Here is a 24,099-nt window from a genome sequence, read left to right as displayed (position 1 = left end):
AACTTTCCCCGGCACTTACTCCCTCCTCTCCGCATTGTCCACATACCCACAATCGACCTCTACCGGCTTGCACCGCCGGTAGAGGCGCTCCCGTTCGCGGGGGCGGCTTGTTGGCCTCCCCGCTTCACTGGCTTCTCTCATGTGGATATGTGGGCAATGCTCTCTCCCGTTTCCCTCAGCAGTCCATCAAATACCGATGCGCTTTAGATGCGGCACTGGCCGCTTTAAAAATGTAGCGTTTATCGTCTTTCAGTGATTTCAGCCATGATGCAATATAGCTTTCGTGCTGAACCTCTCCTACAACGCCTAAATCAGCCATCAGAAACGCGCTTCCAAGTTCGGCGATCAATTCTTCAAAAGCGTACCCTTCCGATCCGAATCTCCCTTTCATTTCACGATTTAAACGGCTTTTCGCCCCGCTCCAGTGCGTCAGTTCATGCAAGCCAGTGGCGTAAAAATTCGCGGCATCGGCAAACAAATGACGCTCAGGCAACCAGATTTCATCCGTTAGCGGTTTAAAAAATGCCTGTTGGCCACGTTCTGTAATGCTCGCGCCTGTACGCTGGAACAGTGCTTCAACCTGCGGCAGCGGATCAAACTCTCCTACAGCCTGTGGTTCAATCTCGGTGCCATTGTCGGCGCTCATATCTAGCCCGTCGATTTGCTCAACATTAAACACGGTAAAAGTTTTCAGCATGGGGATTTTTTCGATTTCGCCATCCTCAGCTTCTTTTTCCAGCGTCTTGTAAAAGATGGCCGTAGTACCGTGCTCACCTTTACGAACCTGTGCGCCCTGCTCCTGAGCCTGTTTGTAGGTTAACCAGCGAGAATCATTAAATCCCTGCTTTGCAGCACTGCACCATAACAGCATGATATTCATCCCGCTGTAGGCTGTGCCGGTGGTGAAGTTTGACGGAATACCTGACACAGCTCCGTTACGCTTCCACGGACACACCCACGGTTTAACACCCATTTCTAACGCTTCGATGATGCTGTCAGTCACCACCTGGTAAACATCTGGTTTGGCCTTGCCCTTAGAAAATTTCGTTTTTGAGGAGCCTGACTGCTCCAGCGGGGATACGCTGGTCGCCGGTGCGGGATTAGGGGCGCTTGTCTGGGTATGCAGGTTCATAGTCATGGTTGTTTCTCCGTCAGTGTGAATTTCGTCTTCGTATCGCCTGACGGTTCGGCCTCCCTGGAATCGTTCTGGTCAGCAAGGGCGCGAAGCGGCTATGCATTACCTTGCTGACCAGGATGTGACGGGGAACGATTACCGGAAGCTGATATGAAGAAGAAAGGCTCACAGGAGAAAATGACGGCGAGCATACCCGGACTTAGCGCCCCTTATGCCGTAGTGGTGAAATGCTGTTATGCCAGCGATGGAAACCCGGAGGGATGAAACAGCTCGCCTGGCTCAATGCGGAAACACGACATAGCGCCCGGACGGCTTACGTTATATAGGGGGTTAGCGTGAAATGCGGAAATGGTCCTACGTTAAGCGATTTAAGCTTAACGGGTGATTTCGTTCGATTGAGCGGGAACCCTCGACCGTAAGAACCGTTAAAAATGCAACGCCTCATGAAAAGACTGACTAGGCCGCGAAACGCTAAATGACGCTGATGCTAAAAACAGGAATATTTATGATCATGATTTACTCCTGTAGCTTTTACAGTACAATATAGCTCTGTAGCCTATAAGATACAAAATAGCGATGACTACGATCAGGCATTACCTCACGGCAGATGAACGTGATGTATTCATGGAGTTTTTAAAAGACATTCGTGACCCGATAGCCAAGGCAAAAATCGCGTCACGCGTGAACAGGATGGCATCCGGTAACTTTGGCGACCATAAGCCCTGCCGGGAGGGCGTCTGGGAACTGCGTATTGATCAGGGGCCGGGATACAGGGTGTATTACAGCCTGGTTGGACATGAGATTGTACTGCTGCTATTGGGCGGGGATAAAAAAACCCAAAATGCAGATATAGACCAGGCGATTGTGTGCCTGAACGACTATTTGATGAGGTGACCTGATGACTAAATCCCGTTTACATGACGATGCGATGGTGCAGCTTCTCCGTGAAGACCCGGAATTTGCGCAACACTATCTGCATCAGGCCTTTGCTGATATCGATGACGAGGGAGGGCAGCAGGCCTTCCTGGCGGCGTTGCGTCATGTGGTTGAGGCCAGAGGTGGAATGAGTCTGGTGGCAGAGCGAGCGGGTGTTTCCCGGGAAACACTTTATCGAACGCTTTCACCTAAAGGTAATCCCACGTTGAAAACGCTCCGCCGTGTTGTGTCTGCTACCGGTTTCCCGTTCTCTCATCTGGCAACAGCACCCTGATTTTCTGGTTACCTTACCCCCTGAAGTCCGCTATATGAGGGCTTTTCGTTATGTAACACGTTGAGCGCACAAGTCCCATTGCGCTAAATACGCCCCAGCACTGAAAAATCAGGCACACATCAGCCCCACGCCCTTAATTGATAAAGATATCCGTACACCCGGGTAAACCGTAAAATCACAAAAAATAACGTATTCAGAAGAGACATAATCAATGACCAGCATTCAGCAGCGCGCAGAGTTACATCGTCAAATCTGGCAAATTGCCAATGATGTCAGAGGGTCGGTCGATGGATGGGATTTCAAGCAGTATGTCCTGGGCGCACTCTTCTATCGTTTTATTAGCGAAAACTTCTCCAGCTACATCGAAGCCGGTGATGACAGTGTTCACTATGCAATGCTTGATGACAGCATCATTACCGATGACATCAAAGACGATGCCATCAAAACAAAAGGCTATTTTATTTACCCAAGTCAGCTGTTCAGCAACGTAGCGGCGAAAGCCAATACCAACGACAGGCTGAACGCCGATTTAAACAGCATCTTTGTCGGCATTGAAAGTTCTGCCTACGGTTATCCGTCTGAGGCTGACATCAAAGGCCTGTTTGCCGATTTTGACACCACCAGTAACCGACTGGGTAATACCGTTAAAGATAAAAACACCCGTCTTGCTGCCGTGCTGAAAGGCGTTGAAGGCTTAAAGCTGGGTGACTTTGATGCGCACCAAATTGACCTGTTCGGTGATGCCTACGAGTTCCTGATTTCCAACTATGCGGCAAATGCCGGCAAGTCAGGCGGCGAGTTCTTTACGCCACAGCATGTCTCTAAGCTGATTGCACAACTGGCAATGCACGGGCAGACCCACGTTAACAAAATCTATGACCCAGCGGCAGGCTCTGGCTCACTGCTGTTACAGGCCAAAAAGCATTTTGATAACCACATCATCGAAGACGGCTTTTTCGGGCAGGAGATAAACCATACGACATTTAACCTGGCACGTATGAACATGTTTCTGCACAACATCAACTACGACAAGTTTGATATCAAGCTGGGGAATACGCTGACTGAGCCGCATTTCGGCGATGAAAAGCCCTTTGATGCGATTGTCTCTAACCCGCCTTACTCGGTGAAATGGATTGGCAGTGATGACCCGACGCTGATTAACGATGAGCGCTTTGCACCCGCAGGTGTGCTGGCACCAAAATCCAAAGCCGACTTTGCCTTTGTGCTTCACGCACTGAACTATCTCTCTGCCAAAGGCCGTGCAGCGATTGTCTGCTTCCCGGGTATTTTCTACCGTGGCGGTGCTGAGCAAAAAATCAGGCAGTATCTGGTCGATAACAACTACGTCGAGACCGTGATTTCACTTGCCCCCAATCTGTTCTTCGGTACCACCATTGCAGTCAACATACTGGTGCTGTCAAAACATAAGACCGAAACCAGCGTGCAGTTCATTGATGCCAGCGGCCTGTTCAAGAAAGAAACCAATAACAACATCCTGACCGATGCACATATCAAACAGATTATGCAGGCCTTTGACAACAAAGCAGACACTGACCATCTGGCGAAGTCAGTGCCGCTTGAGGCGGTCGCTGCCAATGACTATAACCTGTCAGTCAGCAGCTATGTTGAAGCCAAAGATACCCGCGAAATTGTGGATATCACTGAACTGAATGCCGAACTGAAAACCACCGTCAGCAAAATCGACCAGTTACGCAAAGACATTGATGCGATTGTGGCAGAAATCGAAGGCAGCGAGGCGCAGGCATGAGCGAGCTGAGTTATCTGGAAAAACTGCTGGGTGGCGTTGAGGTTAAGTGGAAAACAATTGGTGAGATAAGTTTACGAACAAGTAATATTAAATGGCGTGACTCTACACGCTCCTACAGATATATAGACTTGACATCAGTTGATATCAAAACAAAAAAAATAACTGAGACCACAGAGGTTACAGGACAAAACGCCCCTAGCAGAGCTCAAAAACTACTTGAGGAAAATGATGTTATTTTTGCAACAACCAGACCGACTCAACAAAGGTTTTGCTTAATCGAAAATGAGTATTCTGGTGAAGTCGCGAGCACCGGATACTGTGTATTGAGAGCGAAAAAAGATGAGGTCTTGCCAAAATGGATTTTACATTGGATTTCCACATCTGATTTCAAAAAGTACGTTGAAGAACATCAAAGTGGCTCAGCATATCCAGCAATCTCTGACTCTAAGGTGAAGGAATGCTTAATCCCTATCCCGTGCCCAAACAACCCAGAAAAGTCCCTCGCCATCCAGTCTGAAATCGTCCGGATTCTGGATACATTTACTGCCCTTACCGCTGAGCTTACCGCTGAGCTTACCGCTGAGCTTACCGCACGTAAAAAACAGTACAACTACTATCGTGACCAGTTGCTGAGCTTTGAAGAGGGGGAGGTTGAGTGGAAGACGTTGGGTGAGATTGCATCAAATTTAGATTCAAAGAGAAAACCTATAACAAGCGGATTAAGAGAGCCTGGTATAATTCCTTATTATGGTGCATCAGGAGTTGTTGATTATGTTAAGGATTATATTTTTGATGGTGATTTTTTGTTGGTTTCAGAAGATGGAGCAAATTTAGTCGCAAGAAACACGCCTATAGCTTTTAGCATTAGTGGGAAAAACTGGGTTAATAACCATGCTCACGTACTAAAATTTGAAACATATGCAGAGCGTAGATATGTTGAATACTATCTTAATAGCATTGATTTGACACCATATATATCTGGCGCAGCCCAACCTAAGCTGAATAAAAAAAATCTGGAATCCATTCAGATGCCAAACCCATCACTTAAAGAAAAAGTGAGGATTGTAAATCTTCTGGATAAATTCGATACACTGACCAGTTCAATCAGCGAGGGCCTCCCCCGCGAGATTGAACTGCGTCAGAAACAGTACGAATACTATCGGGATTTACTGTTCAGCTTCCCAAAACCTGAAACCGTCACCGGCTGACATCCCTAATCTTGCCGGTGAGGCGCATCATCCCCGGCAAGATAACAGCCCGCTTTTATTCACTCACCGGTGCCGGGCAGGATTCAGGCACTAGTTACCTTTGCCACACAGCAAAAGGGAGCGTTATGACTCATCAAACAAAGACCATCGCAGAATCAAATAACTTCATCGTGCTGGATAAATACAGCAAAGAATGGGAAGCCGGTGACAGTTATCAGAGTGAATCCGACTTAGAGCGTGAACTGCTTCAGGACCTGAGCAATCAGGGCTATGAGTTTCTGTCGGGCGTAAAATCGCAGGCATCTATGCTGGCGAATGTCAGAACGCAACTCCAGGCACTGAACAACGTCGCCTTTAACGAAAGCGAATGGCGACGCTTTACTGAGCAGTATCTGGACAGCCCGAGCGACAGCAGTCTCGACAAGACCCGCAAGCTGCATACGGACTATATCTGCGATTTTACCTTTGATGACGGGCATCTGGACAACATCTATCTCATTGACAAGAAAAACCTCACCCGTAACAAAGTCCAGGCTATCCAGCAGTTTGAGCAGGCGGGGTCACACGCCAATCGCTATGACGTCACGCTCCTGGTCAACGGCCTGCCGCTGGTACAGGTGGAGCTGAAAAAACGCGGTGTGGCCATTCGTGAAGCCTTTAACCAGATACACCGTTACAGCAAAGAAAGCTTCAACACCGATAACTCGCTGTTTAAGTACCTGCAACTGTTTGTGATTTCCAATGGCACCGACACCCGTTACTTTGCCAACACCACCAAGCGGGACAAAAACAGTTTTGACTTCACGATGAACTGGGCCAAATCCGATAACACGCTGATTAAAGACCTGAAAGATTTCACCGCCACTTTTTTCCAGAAAAACACCCTGCTGAACATCCTGTTTCATTACACCGTCTTTGATATCAGCAATAACCTGCTGGTCATGCGCCCTTATCAGATAGCGGCGACCGAGCGGATCCTGTGGAAGATGAACAGCGCTTATCAGGCAAAAAACTGGAGCACCACGGAAAGCGGGGGCTTTATCTGGCACACCACAGGCTCCGGAAAAACCCTGACCAGCTTCAAAGCCGCACGCCTGGCAACCGAACTGGACTTCATTGATAAAGTCTTCTTTGTGGTCGACCGAAAAGACCTCGATTTCCAGACCATGAAGGAATATCAGCGTTTTTCCCCCGACAGCGTCAATGGCTCTGACAGCACGGCAGGACTGAAAGGAAACCTGGAAAAAGACGACAACAAAATCATTGTCACCACCATTCAGAAGCTGAACAACCTAATGAAAGGTGAAGCAGACTTACCGGTCTACCGTCAGCAGGTGGTTTTCATTTTCGATGAGTGTCACCGCAGCCAGTTCGGCGAAGCGCAGAAAAACCTGAAGAAGAAATTCAAACGGTTTTATCAGTTCGGCTTTACCGGTACACCTATCTTTCCGCAAAATGCGCTGGGTGCAGAAACCACGGCGGATGTGTTCGGTCGCGAACTCCACTCCTATGTCATCACCGATGCCATTCGTGATGATAAGGTGCTGAAGTTTAAAGTCGATTACAACGATGTCCGCCCGCAGTTTAAACAAATGGAAACCGAAACGGACGAGAAAAAACTCAGTGCCGCCGAAAACAAGCACGCCTTTCTTCACCCGATGCGTATTCAGGAAATAACGCAGTACATCCTGAAAAATTTCCGACAAAAAACACACCGCACCTTCCCGGGTGGCAGGGGCTTTAATGCCCTGTTTGCCGTGAGCAGTGTTGATGCGGCTAAGGCCTATTACGAAGCCTTCAAAAAACAGCAGCAGAATGCCGCCGATGCTGACGGCTCGTACAAGCCGCTGAGGGTGGCGACCATTTTCTCCTTTGCCGCCAATGAAACGCAGGACGCCGTGGGCGACATCACGGATGAAAGCTTTGATGTCACCGCCATGAACAGCAGCGCGAAAGAGTTTCTGGATGCGGCAATAGGCGATTACAACACCCAGTTTAAAACTAACTTCAGCACCGACAGCAACGGCTTTCAGAACTACTACCGGGACCTCGCGCTACGGGTAAAAAACCAGGACATTGATTTGCTGATTGTCGTCGGAATGTTTTTAACCGGCTTTGATGCCCCGACGCTGAATACCCTGTTTGTGGATAAAAACCTGCGCTATCACGGACTGATGCAGGCGTTTTCACGCACCAACCGGATTTATGATGCTACCAAGACGTTCGGCAATATTGTCACGTTCCGGGATTTAGAGCTGGCTACGGTGGATGCCATTACCCTGTTCGGGGACAATAACACCAAAAATGTCGTGCTGGAAAAAAGCTATAAGGAGTATATGGACGGCTTTACCGATATCGTCACCGGTGAGGCAAAGCGCGGCTTTATGGACGTGGTTACGGAGCTGGAACAGCGATTCTCCGACCCGGCAGCGATTGAATCAGATAAAGAAAAAAAGGCCTTTGTAAAACTGTTTGGCGAGTACCTGCGCGCTGAAAACATCCTTCAGAACTACGATGAATTTACCACACTCAAAGCCTTACAAAAAGTCGACATCAGCGACCCGGACGCGGCGGAAGCCTTCAAAGCAGCGCATTATCTGGATGACGAAAAGCTTGCTGAACTTCAGATTCTACGCCTACCGGCTGAGCGAAAAATCCAGGACTACCGTTCAGCCTACAATGATATCCGGGACTGGCTGCGCCGGGAGAAATCCGCCAATGATAAAGACGCGTCCACCGTTGACTGGGAAGACGTGGTGTTTGAGGTGGATTTACTGAAGTCTCAGGAGATTAACCTCGACTATATTCTTGGGCTGATTTTCGAACATAAAAAAAAGAACACGAGTAAAACAACACTGATAGAAGAAGTGCGGCGTTTAATCCGCGGCAGTCTGGGTAACCGTGCCAAAGAAGGCCTGATTGTCGACTTCATAGAGCAAACAAACCTCGATGAGATGCCCGATAAAGCCGGGATTATTGATGCGTTCTTTACCTTTGCTCAGCAGGCGCAACAGCGTGAAGTCGACGCCCTGATAAAAGAGGAGAACCTGAATGAGGCGGCGGCACGCCGGTATATCAAGGCCTCACTGAAGCGCGAATATGCGACGGAAAACGGTACGGAGCTTAACGAGACGCTGCCAAAACTCAGTCCACTCAATCCGCAGTACAAAACCAAAAAGCAGACCGTTTTCCAGAAGATAGGGGCATTTATTGAGAAGTTCAAAGGCGTGGGTGGGCAGATCTGACTCCCGTCAGTGGAGGGGGCGTTTTGCCCTACTCCACTCCGTCTATTCGGTAAAGCTCTAATAGTTCGACTTATCGGTACTGTATAAGTATCCCTATACCGAACTCACATCATTCGGTACTCTATGATTATTCAATGGCCACCCAAAACGAACCAGTATCATTAGAGGAGTTAAAAAGCACTATGCCTATGTTTGTTCGTGCTTACCTCAGAGCTTCCACCAGTGAGCAGGATGCACAACGCGCTCGTGATATGCTTGACCGTTTTGCCCTTGAGCATAAAGTTATCATTTGTAATTATTATGCTGAGAACGAATCAGGAACCCGCTTAGATCGTCCTGAGCTTTTTCGCTTGATTAAGGACAGCCGCCCTGGTGATGTACTTTTGATAGAAGATGTTGATCGCCTCTCTAGGTTGGCAGGAGACGACTGGAACACGCTCAAGAAAATGATTGCCAGGAAAGATATAAGAGTCGTGGCCGTTAATGTTCCCACTACCTGGCTACATTTATCTCCCAGGCTGGCCGATTTTGATAACCGGATGTTTTCGGCGATTAATGACATGCTGCTTGATATGCTGGCCGCAGTGGCCAGACGTGACTACGAACAGCGCCGGGAACGCCAGAAGCAGGGAATAGCCCGCGCTAAAGTTGAAGGTAAATACCAGGGACGCAGAGTAAACAAAGTCAGGCATGATGCCATTAATCGGCTGCTGGCCAGCGGTAGCTCCTGGAGCCAAGTTCAGAAAATCATCGGATGCAGTCGCGGCACTATAAGCCGTGCAATTAAGCTTTCCGCCTCTTCTGCTCTCCCCTCACCTTCCTTGCAATCTGAAAGCACTCTCCCGTTTTCCGTGACAACCACACTATGGGTGCCGGTGCAGAACGGCAGCAAATTTACCCGAGGGAAGAAAAAGGTCAGAGAAGATATTGCCTGGCTGGTTGAGTGCGACTATGACGGAAAGGTGTTGGACAACAACGAGTACAGCCTGATTTTTACGTATAGCGATGAGGCTGATTTGAAAGAGCAGATTGACGAACTTTTTGACGAAATTTACCGCACCGCTGAGATACGTAACTGCGTGGTCGATGACATGGCGCTAACCAATGATGCGACCAATCAGGGCTGGAAGGAATACGATGGTGGTTGGCAATAAGTCACTAGTAGCAGTTAGAACCAACATTCCCCGCAAGTTCCACCCCCTAAAGATACACATATACTCATTTACACATATAGGCACGTTTACTCATTTAAGTTTATGTTCATAATTAAACTCAAATGAGTAAATACACAAATAAGGTTTAGACATGAAAATTATCGCGGACCTTAACCCGGAGAAGGACATAACCCAACCGCTTGGCTACGGTTGGGTTTATTGAATTTAAGGATTACAGCAAAGCCATTTGATTGTTTTTTAAACGCGCTAGCTTGCCACTTAGACTGATTTTGTCTTCTGCCTTTTCTAAATCTGTCGTTGTCATCATTTTTATAAGGGTATCAATGTCGTCAGGCGTTTTAACCTTCACAAAGTCCCGTATTTTGTTTACGAACACCACCGAATACTTATTTCGCAAAAGCAGTTCTACAACGTTGTTAAGCGTACCTGGACTTTTGCAGTCCCACACCATCAGACCACAATCAGCCTTTTCGGCCATCTGAAGATCTTTAGCTGTGTAAAACTCACGGGTTCCGCGCCGGAATTCTGTTTTTACGACATTCACAGGCCACGCACCTAAGTTGTTTCGTGGCTTTGGTGAACTGCTGAAAACCGTAGTGTTATCGCATTGTAACTTCAGCAGCGCTTGCTGTACTGATGAGTCTACGCCGTTAGCGTCGCCAACAACCACACGATATTTTTTATTAACAATCTTCTTCAACCGTTCGATAATGAGCGGATCAAGTTCTTTGATGGTTATAGAGCCAGCAACGAAAATCGTCGTCATGGTTATCTCCAGGTAAGCGCTGCAACATAGATGTTATTAACTTTATTATAGCCGCGTAGCGCCGCACAAGCAGCCTCCATTGATGCGCCAGTGTGGTAGGGTCAAGTATTCAATATGTTGATTATGGTGTAAGATCTCTGCTTTTGATGCGGGGATATGATGGCTAAAGTTGATGTAAGGTGTCCGTTTTGTGAACAAACAGACCCTGTTAAGAAACACGGTCACGGCAAAAGTGGTCATCAGCGTTACCGTTGTCAGACCTGTAAACGCACCTTCCAGCTCGATTATGCCTATCGCGCCTGCCAACCTGGAATGAAAGAGCAAATCGTTGACTTGGCAATGAATAATGCCGGTATTCGTGACACCGCAAGGGCGTTACATATCAGTATCAATGCCGTTGTACGCACTTTAAAAAACTCTCACCCAGGAATGTAACAACGCTGCCACTGGATAACCTGAAAATTCAACTGATTTGCGAAGTGGATGAAATGTGGTCATTTGTTGGCAACAAGAAACGGCAGCGCTGGCTGTGGTACGTATGGGAGCCGCGGTTGAAGCGGATTATCGCCCATGTTTTTGGCTCCAGAAGCAAGAAAACGCTGTGTAAATTGCTGAAACTGCTGTCGGGGTTCAGTGTGGCTTTCTGGTGCACTGATGGTTACAGGGCTTACAACGAAAAACTACCAAAAGCAAAGCATATCGTTGGTAAGCTGTATACACAGCGTATTGAGCGTGAAAATCTGACGTTGCGTAACCGTTTGAAAAGACTCAATCGTAAGACGCTGGGATATTCAAAGTTAGCAGAAATGCATGACAGGATCATTGGCACTTTCATTGAACGTGAGCACTACGTTTGATGGAGCATCAACACATTGAATACATGACCCCCGCCGAATATGCTGACATGTCGCCGCGCTTTGATCATTATTCAGACTTGCCGTCTTGGCTGAGCGCTGGGGTTAAGCAGACGTTGCTGGTGGGAGAATTTCAACAATACCGTTCTCCCGTTATAACGTTTTCACCGTTAATCGCCATTGATTTGGAATGGCAGGAAGACGGATATTTGCAGCTTCCTGTGCGAGAAGATTTTGAAATAGGCTTTTTGCCCCTTATTGGTGCATTTGAGGTTAATGATGAAAAATTTTCACCTGATGAATTTGCCTATTTAGGTAAGAATCTTAACCGTATCGAGTTACATGGCACGAAGGGTAGTCGTGCATTATTCATCGGTGGGTTGCCATTAAACGAGGAGATTCTCATTTGGTGGAATTTTGTTGGGCACAGCAAGGCAGAGATTACGCGTGCACAGCGTGACTGGGAGCAGGGGAATATACGTTTCCCCGATGTTGTTGGCTATTCAGGCCCTCGGATGGCCGCGCCACACCTGCCCTGGAGCGATGTTTGATATCTTCGAGCTATAACAGCGGGAGTGTTTTATTCATTTGGCTCTATTAACGTTAAATTAATGTGATCACAACTCCATGTTTTCGTACCGATATAGTTTATCTGGGAAATAGTGATCTGGCGCAAATAAATGGTCGGAGCAGTGGATTAAGATAACTTCCAAGAAGTGATGTTATCTACCGCTAGTCAGAAGTCTGTGAGGTTATTATGAGCCAAGTACTCTATCGTGCAAGATTGTCCCATGTTGTTATTGCAACGGCGGTGTTTTGGATCTCAATAGCAGCCATGCTGGTTGTTGCTCTGAACTAACTCTGAATGATTATGCAATAAACCCGCTGCGGCGGGTTTTTTTATGACTGGATATTCTCAATATTCTAAAAACGGTTAATACTTATTAAACCAATAGCTGATTAACCTTGTGAAGTGCAATGATAATTCTTTCTAACGTAGTCGTGTTGTTAATTGCCGCGATTCATCTGTATATCCTGATCCTGGAAATGTTTCTTTGGCAGAAGCCGACGGGCAGGCGCGTGTTCGCGACCACCGCAGAGTTTGCGGCGGCAACGCGGATATTGGCCGCCAATCAGGGGCTGTACAACGGATTTTTGGCGGCAGGCCTGGTATGGGGCGTCTGGCGTGCCGATCCCGCTGTGCAGGTGTTCTTCCTGGGCTGTGTGTTGGTGGCAGGGGTCTTCGGTGGGTTAACGGCAAGCCGTAAGATTCTCAGAGTACAAGCGCTGCCTGCATTGGTTGCCTTGTTGATCGTGATATGGGTACATTAACCCGCCGTGAGGGGCGGCGGGAAAGCGAGTCAGGCGGTTTTCTGATGAATAACGTGCAGCGGCGGAGCGATGTGCAGATCCACGCTCAGATCCTGCCTAAAATCATAAGGCGTGATATTGAACCGTTTTCTGAACATATACGTGAAATGTGATTGTGAGCCAAAACCAAAATCGAGCGCGATGTCAAAAATAGAGGCGTCACTGCTGCGCAATTGGTAAACCGCACCGGCAAGCCTACGCTCACGGATGTACTTACCCAGCGAGGTCCCTGTCGCTTCTTTAAACAGCTTCTGCATGTGCCACAGAGAGTAACCGGAGTATTCGGCCAGCTCTTCGAGATGGATCACTCGTCCAAGGTGAGTTTCGACCCATTTACTGAGGGCGCAGACTAATGAGAGGTGATGTTCTTGTATCATCAGTGCGTCTGTGTGAGATCTACATAGCGCTGAAGTATACACAACTTGCCGCCACGGACAAAAAGCCGCCCGCACCAAGGTGAAATTATTCGGAAAAACCATCGTTAAGTGGCTTGTCAGTGAGAAGGGAAAACGGCTAATCTGAAGTTGCCCGCTACCGCTGATAAAGTGGTTCAGGTCGCAATAAATAATAGCCTAAGCAGAGTCAGCCGTGACAATTCAGCGTTGATGGGGTGATCGCATGTTAATGACAGTGATTATTACTCTGGTTGTAATTGTGGGTGTTGCCGCTTTCATGGTGACACCGGTGATGAGAATGAATAATGCGGAAGGTGTGGGAGGTGAAGAGCCGTGATATCAGGGAACAGCCTAACCCCAAATGGGGGTTGATAGACTTTCGAAAAAGCCTGGGCGCGTAAGTGACCCGGGCTTTTTATTGGTAAGTGCAATCCAATCAGACGTTTTTCCGCTCTACGGTTTCTTCTCCCCAGTACAGTTGGTCGGCACTGGTTTTGGCAAATGCGATTTGCAGCGCTTCATCACTGCCTTCTTCCCAGATTTTTTGTGCCAGAACTTCATCATTTTTTGCCAGTTCAAAAATAGCTTCGGCAATCTCAACCGAGGTTTCACGCACGGTAGCCCAGGATTTCACATTGTGGTTTGCCATAACTTTCTCCTGTTGGGTTGTGGCTGAGGGTTACGTCGATAGACGCAGCGTTCAAACCTTGAGTATAGGTCAATTTAGTCGCGTGTTTTGACGCGCAATGCGCAAGAACGTTTAAAATTCAGTGGCAAACGGACAGGAGGCGGCAAAGCGCCAGGCGGCATGCTATTCTGTGCGGCGTCTGAATTAAGAAGGAAAGTAATTATGTCTGACATGCTGAGCAACGATCAGGAATTGGCCTCCGACCTGGTTGCCTGTCAACTGGTGATCAAGCAGATTTTGGATGTTATCGACGTTATTGCACCAACCGAGGTGCGTGACAAGATGGCAAGCCAACTGAAAAGCATCGATTTTTCCACGCACCCTGCCGGTGCTGATCCCGTGACCCGGCGGGCGATCGAGAAAGCGATTGCACTGATTGAAATGAAGTTTACCCGCAACTAAGTGCGGGAACCGCCGCGCAGCGGCGGTTCTGGACGGTGGTGATTAATCCACCACCGTTTCGATTTTCTTAAACAGTGGGCAGTCCGACACGCCAATCAGCCCGTTATCACCGTGCAGATATTGCGCTATCACCAGATTGCGCGCTGTCATGTACTTGCATTGTAATCCTAAGCCACCCACGTTTTTATTGCTGCCGACCAGCACGCCATACCCCGAAAATAAAAATACGCCGTACAGCACCGCCAGCGTTACCACCCACTTCATCAGTTTGCCCATTGGGACTCCTTGTAATGTTTTGTCGCTGCGATGATATAGCCATGCGCAGACATCGGGGGCAACGGTAACAATCTGAAAAATCGCCTTCAAGCGGGTTTCTAAACGACAGGTTAAACTTCGTTTAAGTTGTCTGTGATAGCATGTTCAATAGATTATCAAGATAACAATGAGGCTGCTAAATTTGTTGCGGAAAAAAATCTTCGTGATAATCGCCTTCCTCGCGGCCTGCGTATTTTTTTATCTGCTGGCGCTGGATAGCTATTGCGATGAAGGAGGCACTTTTGCGTTGGGGATTTGCTCCGTCACCCGCTTTGTTCCATGGTGAACTGCGCAGCGGTGCGTAACAATTTTCAATCACGATGTTCGCGTCCATATCCAGAGTGCTAAGATGTCCGCCTGTTTTTAGCAGTAGGTAGGGTTTCCATGTACGATTTAGGTTTTGGTCTTAATGGCCTGGTATCACTGGCCATCGCCGGGTTGGCGCTGGTGGTGGGATTATGGGTCTGGTTCCTGGTGAATCGCGCCAGTGTGCGTGCCAATGAACAAATTCGTCTGCTGCAGGACATTGCCGAGCAGCAGCGTCAGCAAACGGCATTATTGAAAAGCCTGGTGCAGAGCGCGCGTGGCGATAGCGTAACTGACGATGATGATCTCAGTCCTGCGCTGGATTTCAAAGGTTTTATCCCTGAGCGTTAATCAATGAGTGGGCCGGGTGGTGGGGCGAACCTTACGCCACCCGCCGTGCTCAGAAAAACTCCATCCCCTGATAGGGCTGCGCGCGGCATGCCGCAAGGCGGCTCGCCAAATCACCACTGTGTATTTCTAATTGATGCCCATCGGGGTCGAGAAAGTACAGCGATTCTCCCTCGCTGCGGTTGGTTTTCCACTCTTTAACGCCTGCCTGACGCAGCCGCAATGCAACCGCGGCGAAATCTGCCGCAGCAACGCTAAATGCATAATGGGTATAGTCGCTTGCTGCGTTTACTGCCCGTGCGGGGTCCAATGACAAACACATCCATAGCTCCCCAAGAGACAAATAGGCTCCGTTTTGCCAGCGAGCCTGCGGCACAAAGCCCAACAGGTTGCTATAGAAATCGAAGCTACGATTGACGTCGCAAACCGCGAGTGTCAGGTGGTTAAGGCCGTTCAGCATGAGGGTCATTCCAGAGCAAGATAAACCAGGAAAAGTGTAATCAGCCGCGGTGAAAAGTTAAAGCCTGAAAAACATTAGTATGGATAATGTGAAAAGCCATCCTGTTGTCATAAATCTGTCGTATTGGCATCGTAATGTAGCGCCAACTCTACGAAAGATGGATAAAGCCGATGATTAAATGGTATGAAGAAAGCGACGCCGAGGTGAACCGCAGCATTGCGTTGATCACCGGAGAAAATCCGGATAAATGGTATCCCTATGGCGGCGTTAAAGGTAAAGATTATTGCAAGAATCCCTCCGATGCCTGGCCGATTATCTGCGCCAACAAAATCAGTCTGAATGCCGATAGCCAAAGTGATAACCCGCAGTGGCAGGCCCGTATGATTACCCAGCGTGGCGAGTGGCAGGCAGACAGCAACAGCCCACTGCGCGCCGCGATGATCTGCTTCCTGCTGAGTCAGCAAAACAGCGAAATGGTAAGTTGAAACACCAGAATTACTGATGATTTTTCCCTTTTTATGACAACAGAACTGTCTCTGGCGGAGCCTGTTTATGAAGCGCATTATTAAAGGTGATAAAAACTTGTCTCATCTGGTGATTGCCCATGCGGCAATCGATCGTCATGCCGAAAGCTTCGGTCAGCGCCGACAGGGCTGGCCTTCAACCTACCTGATAAAATATCAAAACGATCGTGTGGCCGTAGAGGTGGTAACTCGTCGCCAATCCTACGTCGCAACGCTGATGATCGGCGCCCGGAATCTCACTAAACTGTGCGGTTTGTCGGGTTAAAAACGCCCCAACTTTGCCGTTATTCCCCGTATAAAATAGCGCCCTGGCCACCCTTGCCGGGGCGCTACTCCTTGATGCTCACGGGGTTAAGTGTTAAAAAGCCGCCCGCAGATACATTTATTAATTGGCGAAATCTTGCGCAGAAGCGACAGGATCCCACGCCAAATGAGGATAAGATGGGCGGTCAGCAGCAGGATACCCCGCTAAAACGCGGCTTGAAAAATAGACACATACAACTTATCGCCCTGGGGGGCGCCATTGGCACCGGGCTGTTTCTTGGCATCGCGCAAACCATTAAAATGGCGGGTCCTTCGGTGCTATTGGGCTATGCGATCGGCGGTTTTATCGCTTTTTTGATTATGCGCCAATTGGGTGAAATGGTGGTTGAGGAGCCGGTAGCCGGGTCATTTAGCCATTTTGCTTATAAATACTGGGGCGATTTCGCCGGCTTTCTGTCGGGTTGGAACTACTGGGCGATGTTCATTTTGGTCGGTATGGCCGAACTGACGGCCGTCGGCATTTATATTCAATATTGGTGGCCAGACATCCCGACCTGGGTTTCCGCCGCCGTGTTTTTTGTACTGATTAATGCGATCAATCTGGTGAATGTCCGGCTGTATGGCGAAACCGAATTTTGGTTTGCCATCATCAAAGTGGTGGCAATCGTCGGCATGATCGTTTTTGGCGCCTGGCTGTTAGCCAGTGGCAATGGCGGTCCGCAAGCCAGCATCAATAACCTGTGGGAACAGGGCGGTTTTATGCCGCATGGCGTCGAAGGGCTGGTGATGGCGATGGCCGTGATCATGTTCTCATTCGGTGGGCTGGAGATGGTCGGTATCACTGCCGCCGAAGCGGCAGACCCTCGTCGCAGCATTCCAAAGGCCACTAACCAGGTGGTGTATCGCATCCTGATTTTTTATATTGGTTCGTTGACGGTACTGCTTTCGCTCTATCCGTGGGACAAAGTCGTGGAAGGCGGTAGCCCGTTCGTCATGATTTTCCATGCGCTGGACAGCACCCTGGTGGCGACGCTCCTTAACGTGGTGGTACTGACGGCCGCGCTGTCGGTATACAACAGCGGAGTCTATGCCAACAGCCGCATGCTGTTTGGCTTGGCGACGCAGGGGAATGCCCCCAAGGCACTCACACGCGTAAACAAGCGCGGTGTGCCGATGCTGTCAATTGCGCTGTCGGCCCTGGTGACGTCGGTGGGTGTGCTGATCAACTATGTGATGCCCGGTAAGGCGTTTGAGTTGCTGATGGCGTTAGTGGTGTCCACCCTGGTGATTAACTGGGTGATGATTTGCCTGGCACACCTGCGGTTCCGTGCGGCGAAAAATCGCCAAGGCGTCATCCCGGTGTTCAAGGCGTTGTGGTACCCGTTTGGCAACTATCTGTGCCTGGTGTTCCTCAGCCTGATTCTGGTGATCATGTATTTCAGCGAAGGGATCCGTATATCGGTCTTGTTGATGCCGGTGTGGATCTTGCTGTTGTGGATAGGATTTATGCTGACGCGCCGTAAAAACGCGAAAGTACGTCGGTAGTCGTTAACGGAGGCGCCTGATGCGCCTCCGGTTCACGCTTTAGCTGCGTGGCATAAAGGCATTGCCTGGATCCGTGCGGCCCAACCCCAAGAGTTTCCTGCACAGCAGGAACAGGGTGGTGATGATATCGATAGCGACCACGCTAAGCATCAGCACGCCCAGCATGAAGAAACTGACCAGCGCACCCAATAACACCATCAGCGGTGCCGGCACACGTACTCGACGTAGTTTCATTGCGGCATACATTTTCCAATACTGCATCTGCGCCAGCATCGCGCTGCGGATACGGCCCATACGAACACGTGATTTGCGTGATGTAGAACGGCTCATAACTTCTCCTTTTCTGAATGTCCTATAAGTAAATCACAAGGATCTTAAGAGATGCTTAACAGGCTCTAGGCGGCCCTGGCATTCTCGTAAGGACTGTGACAACACAATACGCGAAAAGGTCCCCACGGTGAGCACGGTTCACAACACGTGATGTTCGCGAATCTTGTTATGCTGGCGAACCTGCCCGTGCAGGGGTGTCCGCAGTGGTCAGGAGAGCAACTGGATGAAGATAACCAATCGTTACTATGATGCCGCCAAGTCGCACCATACCCCGCAGGGCTTTCGTAACCCGGAGCCTTCACTGCGTCGGGAAGGGGATTTAAAGCGCTGGCAGGATGAACGTAAGCAGCAGGGGTTACCCAAACCGCCGCAAATGGGGTATCAGCAGTTTACCGAGCGCTGGTGGCAGCGTGCCGACCTCAGCGGCAGCGATAATAGCATCTGGTGGCTGGGGCATGCTTCAATGCTGCTGCGTCTTGATGGCCACTATGTCCTGATCGACCCGGTATTGTCGGAACGCGCATCGCCGCTGAGTTTCTATGGCCCGAAGCGTAAAACGCCACCGCCGTTGACGGTGAAGCAGTTACCCACCGTGGATGTGGTCTTAATCTCACACAATCATTATGACCACCTTGACCGACGTACGGTTCGGCAGTTGGCACGGCGTTTTCCACACGCGACTTTTGTTGTCCCGTTGGGGCTGAAAAATTGGTTCAGGCGTTATCGTCTGCAGCGTGTTGAAGAGCTCGATTGGTGGGATAGCCTGCAATTGGGCGATCTGACGTTCTACGCCACGCCTGCGCGGCACTGGAGTATGCGCACGCTCTGGGACCGTAACCGTTCCCTGTGGTGTGGTTGGGTGATACATCATCCGTCGCTGCGTTTTTATTTCTCGGGCGACAGCGGGTATTCGGAGCGCTTGGCGGATATTGGCACCCGTTTAGGGCCGTTTGACGTTGCGGCTTTGCCGATTGGCGCTTATGCACCACGTTGGTTCATGCAGGAACAGCATATGGATCCGCAGCAGTCGGTGACGCTGTACCAACAATTAAATGCGCCACGGGTCATTCCGATCCACTGGGGGGTTTTTGAGTTAGCTGACGAGTCTTTGGATGAACCGCCTCAGCAATTAAATCTGGCGTTGAGTGCAGCGGGAATCGAGCAGCATCAGTTCCGGCCAATCAAAATTGGTGAGCGCATCGCGTTTGAATCTAACTCTTAAGCGTTAACCCTTTGGTCTGCATGGCCGGTATGCTCAATGTGATTGCCCGCAGGCCAGCCTGGTTGCGGGTTGTAGCCGTAGGGGGCTGTTACGGGCGTTAATCCAGTACCGGGGGCGCGGTATCGTTATCAATAGAGACAATGCGTGCGAAAAGGTAAAATTAATACACCAAATGGACATTGTTATTGGCCGAGCAAATACCCATTCTGTTTTTAAGATTTAATTCCGCGGTACATTCCCACAAACCTCAATGTTATTGTCGTTATTTAATCTCCGTTATGAGTCCGCTATTTATCGCTGCTGCACGGTCATAGTGCGTAAATTCTGATTTTGCATGCTTATGCACCCTAAAGTGGCACGTTATTTGATTTTTTGGGCGATAACGTCGCTGCACAAATTATGTTCATGCTCCCTTGTGGCAATAATGAGCCTCTGTATTATTTCACTGCTGCGGGTAGGCGGAGTAGTGGACGGGCGGCGGTATTCGCGTTGGGCCATCCAGATGGCGGCCTAATGGTCGGATCATCCGATATCCAATGCGCCCGTTCATCGATATTCAAATGTTGTATAAGAAATTCCATAAAGATTCAAAATTTTTAACGTTCTAAGCGTTAAGCAGGGTTTATATGTTGCAACATGCGTGGGTCAATTGGATGAAAGAATTGTTAAAATTCAGTCAGGATGCGGAGTGTAGCGCGGCGTAAGTGTTAAGCAGAAAATAGCTATGGCTTCAACATCTTTTAGTCTATTTAAGCTTATGTTGCTCTCGACCGTTTCAAATATGTGCGACAGCTCCATCAGTGATTAAAAATGGCTTGCCATCGAATACAGAGTATGTGATAACGCATCTGGGTAAAACGAGGTACAGTTCTGTATATGTGTGGCATTTTCAGTAAAGAAGTTCTGAGTAAAAACGTTAGCGTTGAATACCGCTTCTCTGCCGATCCTTATCTTAGTGCCTCAAGCAGTAACGACTCTAGTTTGTCTATGTAACGCCTACGGGCGGTTTAAACAATCCAAAGGAAATACTCAAGATGGCAAAGATCAAAGGTCAAGTTAAGTGGTTCAACGAGTCTAAAGGTTTCGGTTTCATCACTCCAGCTGACGGCAGCAAAGACGTGTTCGTACACTTCTCTGCAATCCAGGGTAACGGCTTCAAAACCCTGGCTGAAGGCCAGAACGTTGAGTTCGAAATCCAAGATGGCCAGAAAGGCCCATCTGCAGTAAACGTTACTGCAATCTAATCAGCGTCAGCTGTACAAAAAACCCGCCTTGGTGCGGGTTTTTTCGTTTCTATTATCCGCCGGTAATAATAATACCTGCGTATTGATTACGTCCGGTAATACCCGGATGGCTCGGATCTTGCTCACGTCGGTGGCTGTTCCGCCGGTAGCTGGTGTATTTGAAGCGCTGCGGCTGCAGAGGATCCGTGTTTGGCGTGCAGATGGTACAGCTCCCGGCAAGGTCAACGCCGGCAAACCCTAACTCGCGGAGTTTGGATTCGGCAATGGCCGCCAAGTCCAAATGGCGATAGTGGGGGCTGATTAACGCCATGGGCAGTGGTAACTGTTGCTTGAAGCGCGCAACCAGCTCTTCGTTCACCTCGTAGCAGCATGGACCGGCAGCAGGGCCGATGGAAGCCACCCAGTTGGCCGTTGAGTCATCACGGCGGATACGTGCAGCCAGTTGCTCCAGAATACCGTCCAGCAGCCCACGCCAGCCAGCGTGCACGGCTGCAATCGCTGAACCATCATGACGACTGAAAATAACGGGCAGACAGTCCGCTGTTAACACGCTAAGCAAAATGCCAGGTTGGGTGGTATAGAACCCATCAGCTTCACCACAAGGTTGCGCTGCCTGTGTGACGTCAACGATGCGCGTGCCGTGAACCTGCTTTTTTTCCGGCAAGGTGGTGCAGTAGGGCTGTAAATGCCCAGGAAGCAGTGCGCTCTTGTTCCCGAAACCGTGTTGAATGGACGGAATGGTGTTGAGCAGTGGAGAGTAATCAGTCATATAACGTTTTTGCCTGCGTCAGAAAACTTAACATCAGTGTAGCCAGTTTTTTTCCTCCTTGGCTAGGCCCATACGGGATGTGCCTTGCATCGCATAGACGCCTTCTTTAGACTAGCCGCGCCGTATCTCTCTGGAACCCAAACCATGTCTTATCAGTGCCCGTTGTGTCATCAGCCGCTTCATTTTTCTCATCAGCAATGGCGTTGTGACGCTAACCACCAGTTTGACTGTGCCAAAGAGGGCTACGTTAACCTGATGCCGGTGCAGCATAAGCGTTCGAAACAGCCGGGTGACAGTGCAGAGATGATGCAGGCACGGCGTGCATTCCTTGATGCGGGTTTCTATCAACCTTTGCAGCAACGCGTGGCAGAGCTGCTGGATCACGCGTTGTCTTCTGACGCACAGGCTCTGCTGGATATCGGTTGCGGTGAAGGGTATTACACGGCGGAAGTCGCCGCGCGGTTGGCGCAACAGCGTGGGGTCAGGGTTTATGGGTTGGACGTCGCGAAGGTGGCAATTCGCTATGCGGCCAAGCGTTACCCGGCGGTGTCATTCTGTGTCGCATCAAGCCACCGCCTGCCGTTTGCCGACGGTTCTTTAGACGCCATACTGCGTATTTATGCACCCTGCAAGGCGGAAGAACTGGCGCGGGTAGTCAAACCCGGCGGGGCAGTGGTGACGGTATCGCCTGGCCCACGCCATTTGTATCAGTTGAAAGAACAGGTCTATCAGCAGGTGCAACTGCATGACGAACAGGATGAGCAATTCGCGGGTTTTGACTGTGAACGGGTTGAGTCGCTGTCGTATCCGATGACGCTTCCGGGAGAACAGGCAGCCAACCTGTTGCAAATGACGCCGTTTGCCTGGCGGGCCTCCCCGGAGGTCCAGCAACGCCTGAGCGCCTGTGAGCGCTTTGCGTGCGAAACGGATTTCGTCATTGCGCTCTATCGCCGACGTGCTGATTAAGCCGGCGTGTAGGTTGTCGGTTTGCTGAATGCGTCCTTGCGTTTACCGTTGCCAGCCTCCCGCAGGCGCCGGATGGCAAGATGGATTGATCGGGGACAGAAACAAAAAAACCTGCCGTTGGCAGGTTTTCTCGCGTTTAGCGGTATCAGGCGAGGTAGCCCAAATGCTCCAGCAGGATATTGACGCCGATACCGATCAAGACCACACCGCCGAGGATCTCCGCACGTTTGCCGAGGAGTGGACCGATGAAGCGACCAATCATCATGCCTATTGTCGCCATAATCATGGTGGCCATGCCAATGGCCATGGCGGTATGCACAATGTTCACTTGCAAGAAGGCCAGGCCGACACCGATAGCCATGGCGTCAAGACTGGTGGCTATCGCGGTAGCGACCAGTAACCAGAACCCGTGGCGCTTCACTTTTTCCACTTCATCTGGGCGGTTTCTGACGCCTTCTACAATCATGCGCGTGCCGAGAATAAACAGCAGCGAGAAAGCGACCCAGTGATCCCATTCCATAATGTATTGGCTTGCAAACAGGCCGATACCCCAACCAATGATTGGCGTAATAGCTTCGACCACACCGAAGATCAGTCCGGTGCGCAGTGCTTCACGGAAACGGGGTTGATGTAGGCTGGCACCTTTGCCGATCGATGCGGCAAACGCATCCATAGACATACCAAAAGCGAGAATGAGTGTAGCTGACAAGTTCATGTTAAATAGCCTCGGCCGGGCGGCTCCATATACACGTAACCCACCCCCAACCATACGACGGAGTTACGTGTCTATGGTCTCGCCAACCTTACCTGGCTGCCCGCACCACGTTTTAATGAAAAAACGAGTATGTTGATACGGGCGTTTCTGGCGTTTTATTGTCCAGAAACCGGCTACTCCCCAATGACGGCGCAACCATACCATATTATTTCCGCCGGCAACAACCTTTATTCCCAACGGATATTGGTTTGGAATTGATAATTGTTTTCATTAATGGAGTGTGCAAGAAGGAATATAATGTAGGCTAGTGCAACAATGTTGCGTAAATAATAATCAGGTAGCCTTGTGCGCTGGTGATTAATTATCCACATTCAGCGCGTGGTGGGCTGCTCGACGGGGTGAGGTTGTTTTTTATTCACTGATTTTCAACAAAAAAGTGATAAATTTTCTCTAGGTCATCTAATTGAGTCACCTGAATCAGTAATCGTCGCTGTTCCAAATCTATGACCAGAATGCCATCTTCAGATAAATTCATGGCTTTAATACGGTTATATTCAATAAAGGCATTTGCATAAAAAAAGCCCTGCGCTTTAAACAACAATTTAGGCCAGCGGATATAAGAAATATAAATAGCGATCAGTGCTAAAGAAATAAGCAGATAGGTGGTTAATGCCGCACCTTGGGTGGTGACATTACGGTAAATAAGTATGGCGACGAGGCCAACAAAGATCAGACAATCAACCCGATTACGACGCTTCAACTGCACTTTCAGTAACGTTTTGCCTTTCAGCAAGTTCATGCCGAATTCATCGTAAATCGCATACACCAGCATCAGTGCGGTGAAAATCAGTAATACGCCATCGGTCAGCGACAT

At 49.4% G+C, this 24,099-nt stretch carries 27 protein-coding genes, 2 pseudogenes and 1 riboswitch; of the genes and pseudogenes, 19 read left to right on the top strand and 10 right to left on the bottom strand.

What is annotated here, in order from left to right; genetic code table 11:
* Positions 1–175 precede the first annotated feature (175 nt).
* Positions 176–1,138, bottom strand: a complete 963-nt coding sequence (locus tag JOE25_RS08585) for a zincin-like metallopeptidase domain-containing protein (RefSeq protein ID WP_209634087.1) — start codon at positions 1,136–1,138, stop codon at positions 176–178.
* A 573-nt stretch (positions 1,139–1,711) separates the two neighbouring features.
* Here JOE25_RS08585 and JOE25_RS08580 point away from each other — a divergent pair.
* From JOE25_RS08580 to JOE25_RS26570, 6 genes and pseudogenes are all read left to right on the top strand, one after another.
* Positions 1,712–2,029, top strand: coding sequence for a type II toxin-antitoxin system RelE/ParE family toxin (locus JOE25_RS08580; RefSeq protein ID WP_050110592.1), 318 nt, complete (start codon positions 1,712–1,714; stop codon positions 2,027–2,029).
* A 4-nt stretch (positions 2,030–2,033) separates the two neighbouring features.
* Complete coding sequence (locus JOE25_RS08575; protein ID WP_050110594.1) at positions 2,034–2,345, top strand: addiction module antidote protein; 312 nt, start codon at positions 2,034–2,036, stop codon at positions 2,343–2,345.
* A 211-nt stretch (positions 2,346–2,556) separates the two neighbouring features.
* Entirely contained in the window at positions 2,557–4,113 is a 1,557-nt protein-coding gene (locus JOE25_RS08570) for a type I restriction-modification system subunit M (RefSeq protein WP_209634084.1), read from the top strand.
* On the top strand, positions 4,110–5,321 hold the full coding sequence (locus JOE25_RS08565) for a restriction endonuclease subunit S (RefSeq protein ID WP_209634082.1): 1,212 nt from the start codon (positions 4,110–4,112) through the stop codon (positions 5,319–5,321). Before JOE25_RS08570 ends, JOE25_RS08565 begins: the two co-directional genes overlap by 4 nt.
* Before the next feature lie 125 nt (positions 5,322–5,446).
* Entirely contained in the window at positions 5,447–8,566 is a 3,120-nt protein-coding gene (locus JOE25_RS08560) for a type I restriction endonuclease subunit R (RefSeq protein WP_064645503.1), read from the top strand.
* A 182-nt stretch (positions 8,567–8,748) separates the two neighbouring features.
* Positions 8,749–9,354, top strand: a pseudogene (locus JOE25_RS26570) (recombinase family protein); the annotation flags it as partial.
* A 598-nt stretch (positions 9,355–9,952) separates the two neighbouring features.
* On the opposite strand, the gene JOE25_RS08550 reads toward JOE25_RS26570, so the two are convergent.
* On the bottom strand, positions 9,953–10,507 hold the full coding sequence (locus JOE25_RS08550; protein WP_209634080.1) for a hypothetical protein: 555 nt from the start codon (positions 10,505–10,507) through the stop codon (positions 9,953–9,955).
* Positions 10,508–10,666: 159 nt separating this feature from the next.
* Here JOE25_RS08550 and JOE25_RS08545 point away from each other — a divergent pair.
* The 3 genes and pseudogenes from JOE25_RS08545 to JOE25_RS08535 all read left to right on the top strand — a co-directional run bounded on the left by JOE25_RS08545 (position 10,667) and on the right by JOE25_RS08535 (position 12,693).
* Positions 10,667–11,364 (top strand): IS1 family transposase gene (locus JOE25_RS08545; protein WP_209634078.1). Its coding sequence is split into 2 segments (ribosomal slippage): positions 10,667–10,916 and positions 10,916–11,364, totalling 699 coding nucleotides; the frame shifts between segments, so codons are not numbered across the junction.
* 29 nt (positions 11,365–11,393) lie between these two features.
* Positions 11,394–11,912 (top strand): annotated as a pseudogene (locus JOE25_RS08540) (pirin-like C-terminal cupin domain-containing protein); the annotation flags it as partial.
* Positions 11,913–12,345: 433 nt separating this feature from the next.
* Positions 12,346–12,693 carry a DUF1304 domain-containing protein gene (locus JOE25_RS08535; protein ID WP_314588387.1) on the top strand — a complete coding sequence of 116 codons (348 nt, stop codon included), beginning with the start codon at positions 12,346–12,348 and terminating at the stop codon, positions 12,691–12,693.
* 29 nt (positions 12,694–12,722) lie between these two features.
* On the opposite strand, the gene JOE25_RS08530 is transcribed toward JOE25_RS08535, so the two are convergent.
* Both JOE25_RS08530 and JOE25_RS08525 read right to left on the bottom strand, forming a co-directional pair.
* On the bottom strand, positions 12,723–13,109 hold the full coding sequence (locus JOE25_RS08530; protein WP_209634074.1) for a helix-turn-helix domain-containing protein: 387 nt from the start codon (positions 13,107–13,109) through the stop codon (positions 12,723–12,725).
* A gap of 454 nt (positions 13,110–13,563) precedes the next feature.
* The gene (locus JOE25_RS08525; RefSeq protein WP_037419942.1) at positions 13,564–13,776 is read right to left on the bottom strand and encodes a YccJ family protein; all 213 of its coding nucleotides are present in this window, start codon (positions 13,774–13,776) and stop codon (positions 13,564–13,566) included.
* Between the two features lie 201 nt (positions 13,777–13,977).
* Between JOE25_RS08525 and JOE25_RS08520 the strand changes: the two genes are divergently transcribed.
* Entirely contained in the window at positions 13,978–14,217 is a 240-nt protein-coding gene (locus JOE25_RS08520) for a DUF2766 family protein (protein ID WP_004945684.1), read from the top strand.
* Positions 14,218–14,259: 42 nt separating this feature from the next.
* Here JOE25_RS08520 and JOE25_RS08515 read toward each other — a convergent pair whose 3' ends face one another.
* The gene (locus JOE25_RS08515; protein ID WP_209634072.1) at positions 14,260–14,493 is read right to left on the bottom strand and encodes a YobH family protein; all 234 of its coding nucleotides are present in this window, start codon (positions 14,491–14,493) and stop codon (positions 14,260–14,262) included.
* A gap of 166 nt (positions 14,494–14,659) precedes the next feature.
* Between JOE25_RS08515 and JOE25_RS08510 the strand changes: the two genes are divergently transcribed.
* Positions 14,660–14,818 (top strand): PhoP/PhoQ regulator MgrB, encoded by a 159-nt coding sequence (locus JOE25_RS08510; protein WP_073963402.1) that lies wholly within the window; start codon positions 14,660–14,662, stop codon positions 14,816–14,818.
* Between the two features lie 98 nt (positions 14,819–14,916).
* Positions 14,917–15,189, top strand: a complete 273-nt coding sequence (locus tag JOE25_RS08505; protein WP_209634070.1) for a YebO family protein — start codon at positions 14,917–14,919, stop codon at positions 15,187–15,189.
* A 49-nt stretch (positions 15,190–15,238) separates the two neighbouring features.
* Here JOE25_RS08505 and fos read toward each other — a convergent pair whose 3' ends face one another.
* Positions 15,239–15,646, bottom strand: a complete 408-nt coding sequence (gene fos / locus JOE25_RS08500; RefSeq protein ID WP_209634068.1) for a fosfomycin resistance glutathione transferase — start codon at positions 15,644–15,646, stop codon at positions 15,239–15,241.
* Positions 15,647–15,816: 170 nt separating this feature from the next.
* Here fos and JOE25_RS08495 point away from each other — a divergent pair, with 170 nt between their 5' ends.
* From JOE25_RS08495 to JOE25_RS08485, 3 genes are all read left to right on the top strand, one after another.
* On the top strand, positions 15,817–16,131 hold the full coding sequence (locus JOE25_RS08495) for a phage protein NinX family protein (RefSeq protein ID WP_209634066.1): 315 nt from the start codon (positions 15,817–15,819) through the stop codon (positions 16,129–16,131).
* Positions 16,132–16,198: 67 nt separating this feature from the next.
* A complete protein-coding gene (locus tag JOE25_RS08490; RefSeq protein ID WP_037419924.1) occupies positions 16,199–16,435 on the top strand; it encodes a DUF4060 family protein in 237 nt (78 codons plus the stop codon).
* 176 nt (positions 16,436–16,611) lie between these two features.
* Entirely contained in the window at positions 16,612–17,979 is a 1,368-nt protein-coding gene (locus JOE25_RS08485) for an amino acid permease (protein WP_209634064.1), read from the top strand.
* A 39-nt stretch (positions 17,980–18,018) separates the two neighbouring features.
* Here the strand turns inward: JOE25_RS08485 and JOE25_RS08480 are convergent, their stop codons facing one another.
* Positions 18,019–18,309 (bottom strand): hypothetical protein, encoded by a 291-nt coding sequence (locus JOE25_RS08480; protein ID WP_209634062.1) that lies wholly within the window; start codon positions 18,307–18,309, stop codon positions 18,019–18,021.
* 223 nt (positions 18,310–18,532) lie between these two features.
* On the opposite strand from JOE25_RS08480, the gene JOE25_RS08475 reads away from it, so the two are divergent.
* From JOE25_RS08475 to cspE, 3 genes are all read left to right on the top strand, one after another.
* Positions 18,533–19,531 carry an MBL fold metallo-hydrolase gene (locus JOE25_RS08475; RefSeq protein WP_209634060.1) on the top strand — a complete coding sequence of 333 codons (999 nt, stop codon included), beginning with the start codon at positions 18,533–18,535 and terminating at the stop codon, positions 19,529–19,531.
* An 876-nt stretch (positions 19,532–20,407) separates the two neighbouring features.
* Positions 20,408–20,524, top strand: a complete 117-nt coding sequence (locus JOE25_RS08470; RefSeq protein WP_071593021.1) for a DUF2627 domain-containing protein — start codon at positions 20,408–20,410, stop codon at positions 20,522–20,524.
* Positions 20,525–20,565: 41 nt separating this feature from the next.
* Positions 20,566–20,775: a transcription antiterminator/RNA stability regulator CspE gene (cspE, locus tag JOE25_RS08465; RefSeq protein ID WP_002221949.1), complete on the top strand. Its 210-nt coding sequence runs from the start codon at positions 20,566–20,568 to the stop codon at positions 20,773–20,775.
* Positions 20,776–20,827: 52 nt separating this feature from the next.
* Here the strand turns inward: cspE and pgeF are convergent, their stop codons facing one another.
* Positions 20,828–21,544: a peptidoglycan editing factor PgeF gene (gene pgeF, locus JOE25_RS08460; protein ID WP_209634058.1), complete on the bottom strand. Its 717-nt coding sequence runs from the start codon at positions 21,542–21,544 to the stop codon at positions 20,828–20,830.
* A gap of 144 nt (positions 21,545–21,688) precedes the next feature.
* Here pgeF and rlmA point away from each other — a divergent pair, with 144 nt between their 5' ends.
* On the top strand, positions 21,689–22,510 hold the full coding sequence (gene rlmA, locus JOE25_RS08455) for a 23S rRNA (guanine(745)-N(1))-methyltransferase (RefSeq protein WP_209634056.1): 822 nt from the start codon (positions 21,689–21,691) through the stop codon (positions 22,508–22,510).
* Positions 22,511–22,655: 145 nt separating this feature from the next.
* On the opposite strand, the gene mntP is transcribed toward rlmA, so the two are convergent.
* Positions 22,656–23,225 carry a manganese efflux pump MntP gene (mntP, locus tag JOE25_RS08450; protein ID WP_209634054.1) on the bottom strand — a complete coding sequence of 190 codons (570 nt, stop codon included), beginning with the start codon at positions 23,223–23,225 and terminating at the stop codon, positions 22,656–22,658.
* Between the two features lie 7 nt (positions 23,226–23,232).
* Positions 23,233–23,419, bottom strand: a riboswitch (yybP-ykoY riboswitch).
* 221 nt (positions 23,420–23,640) lie between these two features.
* Entirely contained in the window at positions 23,641–24,099 is a 459-nt protein-coding gene (locus JOE25_RS08445; protein ID WP_209634052.1) for a DUF986 family protein, read from the bottom strand.

Source organism: Serratia sp. PL17 (assembly GCF_017832355.1).
GTDB lineage: Bacteria > Pseudomonadota > Gammaproteobacteria > Enterobacterales > Enterobacteriaceae > Serratia.
This window is presented reverse-complemented; position numbering and strand designations above follow the sequence as displayed.

Coding starts and splice junctions, on each gene's coding strand:
- JOE25_RS08580 (WP_050110592.1), top strand. CDS start 1,712: ATGACTACGATCAGGCATTACCTCACGGCAGATGAACGTGATGTATTC.
- JOE25_RS08520 (WP_004945684.1), top strand. CDS start 13,978: ATGTCTGACATGCTGAGCAACGATCAGGAATTGGCCTCCGACCTGGTT.
- JOE25_RS08515 (WP_209634072.1), bottom strand. CDS start 14,493: ATGGGCAAACTGATGAAGTGGGTGGTAACGCTGGCGGTGCTGTACGGC.
- JOE25_RS08510 (WP_073963402.1), top strand. CDS start 14,660: ATGAGGCTGCTAAATTTGTTGCGGAAAAAAATCTTCGTGATAATCGCC.
- cspE (WP_002221949.1), top strand. CDS start 20,566: ATGGCAAAGATCAAAGGTCAAGTTAAGTGGTTCAACGAGTCTAAAGGT.
- JOE25_RS08475 (WP_209634060.1), top strand. CDS start 18,533: ATGAAGATAACCAATCGTTACTATGATGCCGCCAAGTCGCACCATACC.
- JOE25_RS08485 (WP_209634064.1), top strand. CDS start 16,612: ATGGGCGGTCAGCAGCAGGATACCCCGCTAAAACGCGGCTTGAAAAAT.
- JOE25_RS08530 (WP_209634074.1), bottom strand. CDS start 13,109: ATGATACAAGAACATCACCTCTCATTAGTCTGCGCCCTCAGTAAATGG.
- JOE25_RS08565 (WP_209634082.1), top strand. CDS start 4,110: ATGAGCGAGCTGAGTTATCTGGAAAAACTGCTGGGTGGCGTTGAGGTT.
- JOE25_RS08480 (WP_209634062.1), bottom strand. CDS start 18,309: ATGAGCCGTTCTACATCACGCAAATCACGTGTTCGTATGGGCCGTATC.
- JOE25_RS08570 (WP_209634084.1), top strand. CDS start 2,557: ATGACCAGCATTCAGCAGCGCGCAGAGTTACATCGTCAAATCTGGCAA.
- fos (WP_209634068.1), bottom strand. CDS start 15,646: ATGCTGAACGGCCTTAACCACCTGACACTCGCGGTTTGCGACGTCAAT.
- pgeF (WP_209634058.1), bottom strand. CDS start 21,544: ATGACTGATTACTCTCCACTGCTCAACACCATTCCGTCCATTCAACAC.
- JOE25_RS08470 (WP_071593021.1), top strand. CDS start 20,408: ATGTGTGGCATTTTCAGTAAAGAAGTTCTGAGTAAAAACGTTAGCGTT.
- JOE25_RS08495 (WP_209634066.1), top strand. CDS start 15,817: ATGATTAAATGGTATGAAGAAAGCGACGCCGAGGTGAACCGCAGCATT.
- JOE25_RS08525 (WP_037419942.1), bottom strand. CDS start 13,776: ATGGCAAACCACAATGTGAAATCCTGGGCTACCGTGCGTGAAACCTCG.
- JOE25_RS08550 (WP_209634080.1), bottom strand. CDS start 10,507: ATGACGACGATTTTCGTTGCTGGCTCTATAACCATCAAAGAACTTGAT.
- mntP (WP_209634054.1), bottom strand. CDS start 23,225: ATGAACTTGTCAGCTACACTCATTCTCGCTTTTGGTATGTCTATGGAT.
- JOE25_RS08585 (WP_209634087.1), bottom strand. CDS start 1,138: ATGACTATGAACCTGCATACCCAGACAAGCGCCCCTAATCCCGCACCG.
- rlmA (WP_209634056.1), top strand. CDS start 21,689: ATGTCTTATCAGTGCCCGTTGTGTCATCAGCCGCTTCATTTTTCTCAT.
- JOE25_RS08575 (WP_050110594.1), top strand. CDS start 2,034: ATGACTAAATCCCGTTTACATGACGATGCGATGGTGCAGCTTCTCCGT.
- JOE25_RS08445 (WP_209634052.1), bottom strand. CDS start 24,099: ATGTCGCTGACCGATGGCGTATTACTGATTTTCACCGCACTGATGCTG.
- JOE25_RS08490 (WP_037419924.1), top strand. CDS start 16,199: ATGAAGCGCATTATTAAAGGTGATAAAAACTTGTCTCATCTGGTGATT.
- JOE25_RS08560 (WP_064645503.1), top strand. CDS start 5,447: ATGACTCATCAAACAAAGACCATCGCAGAATCAAATAACTTCATCGTG.
- JOE25_RS08505 (WP_209634070.1), top strand. CDS start 14,917: ATGTACGATTTAGGTTTTGGTCTTAATGGCCTGGTATCACTGGCCATC.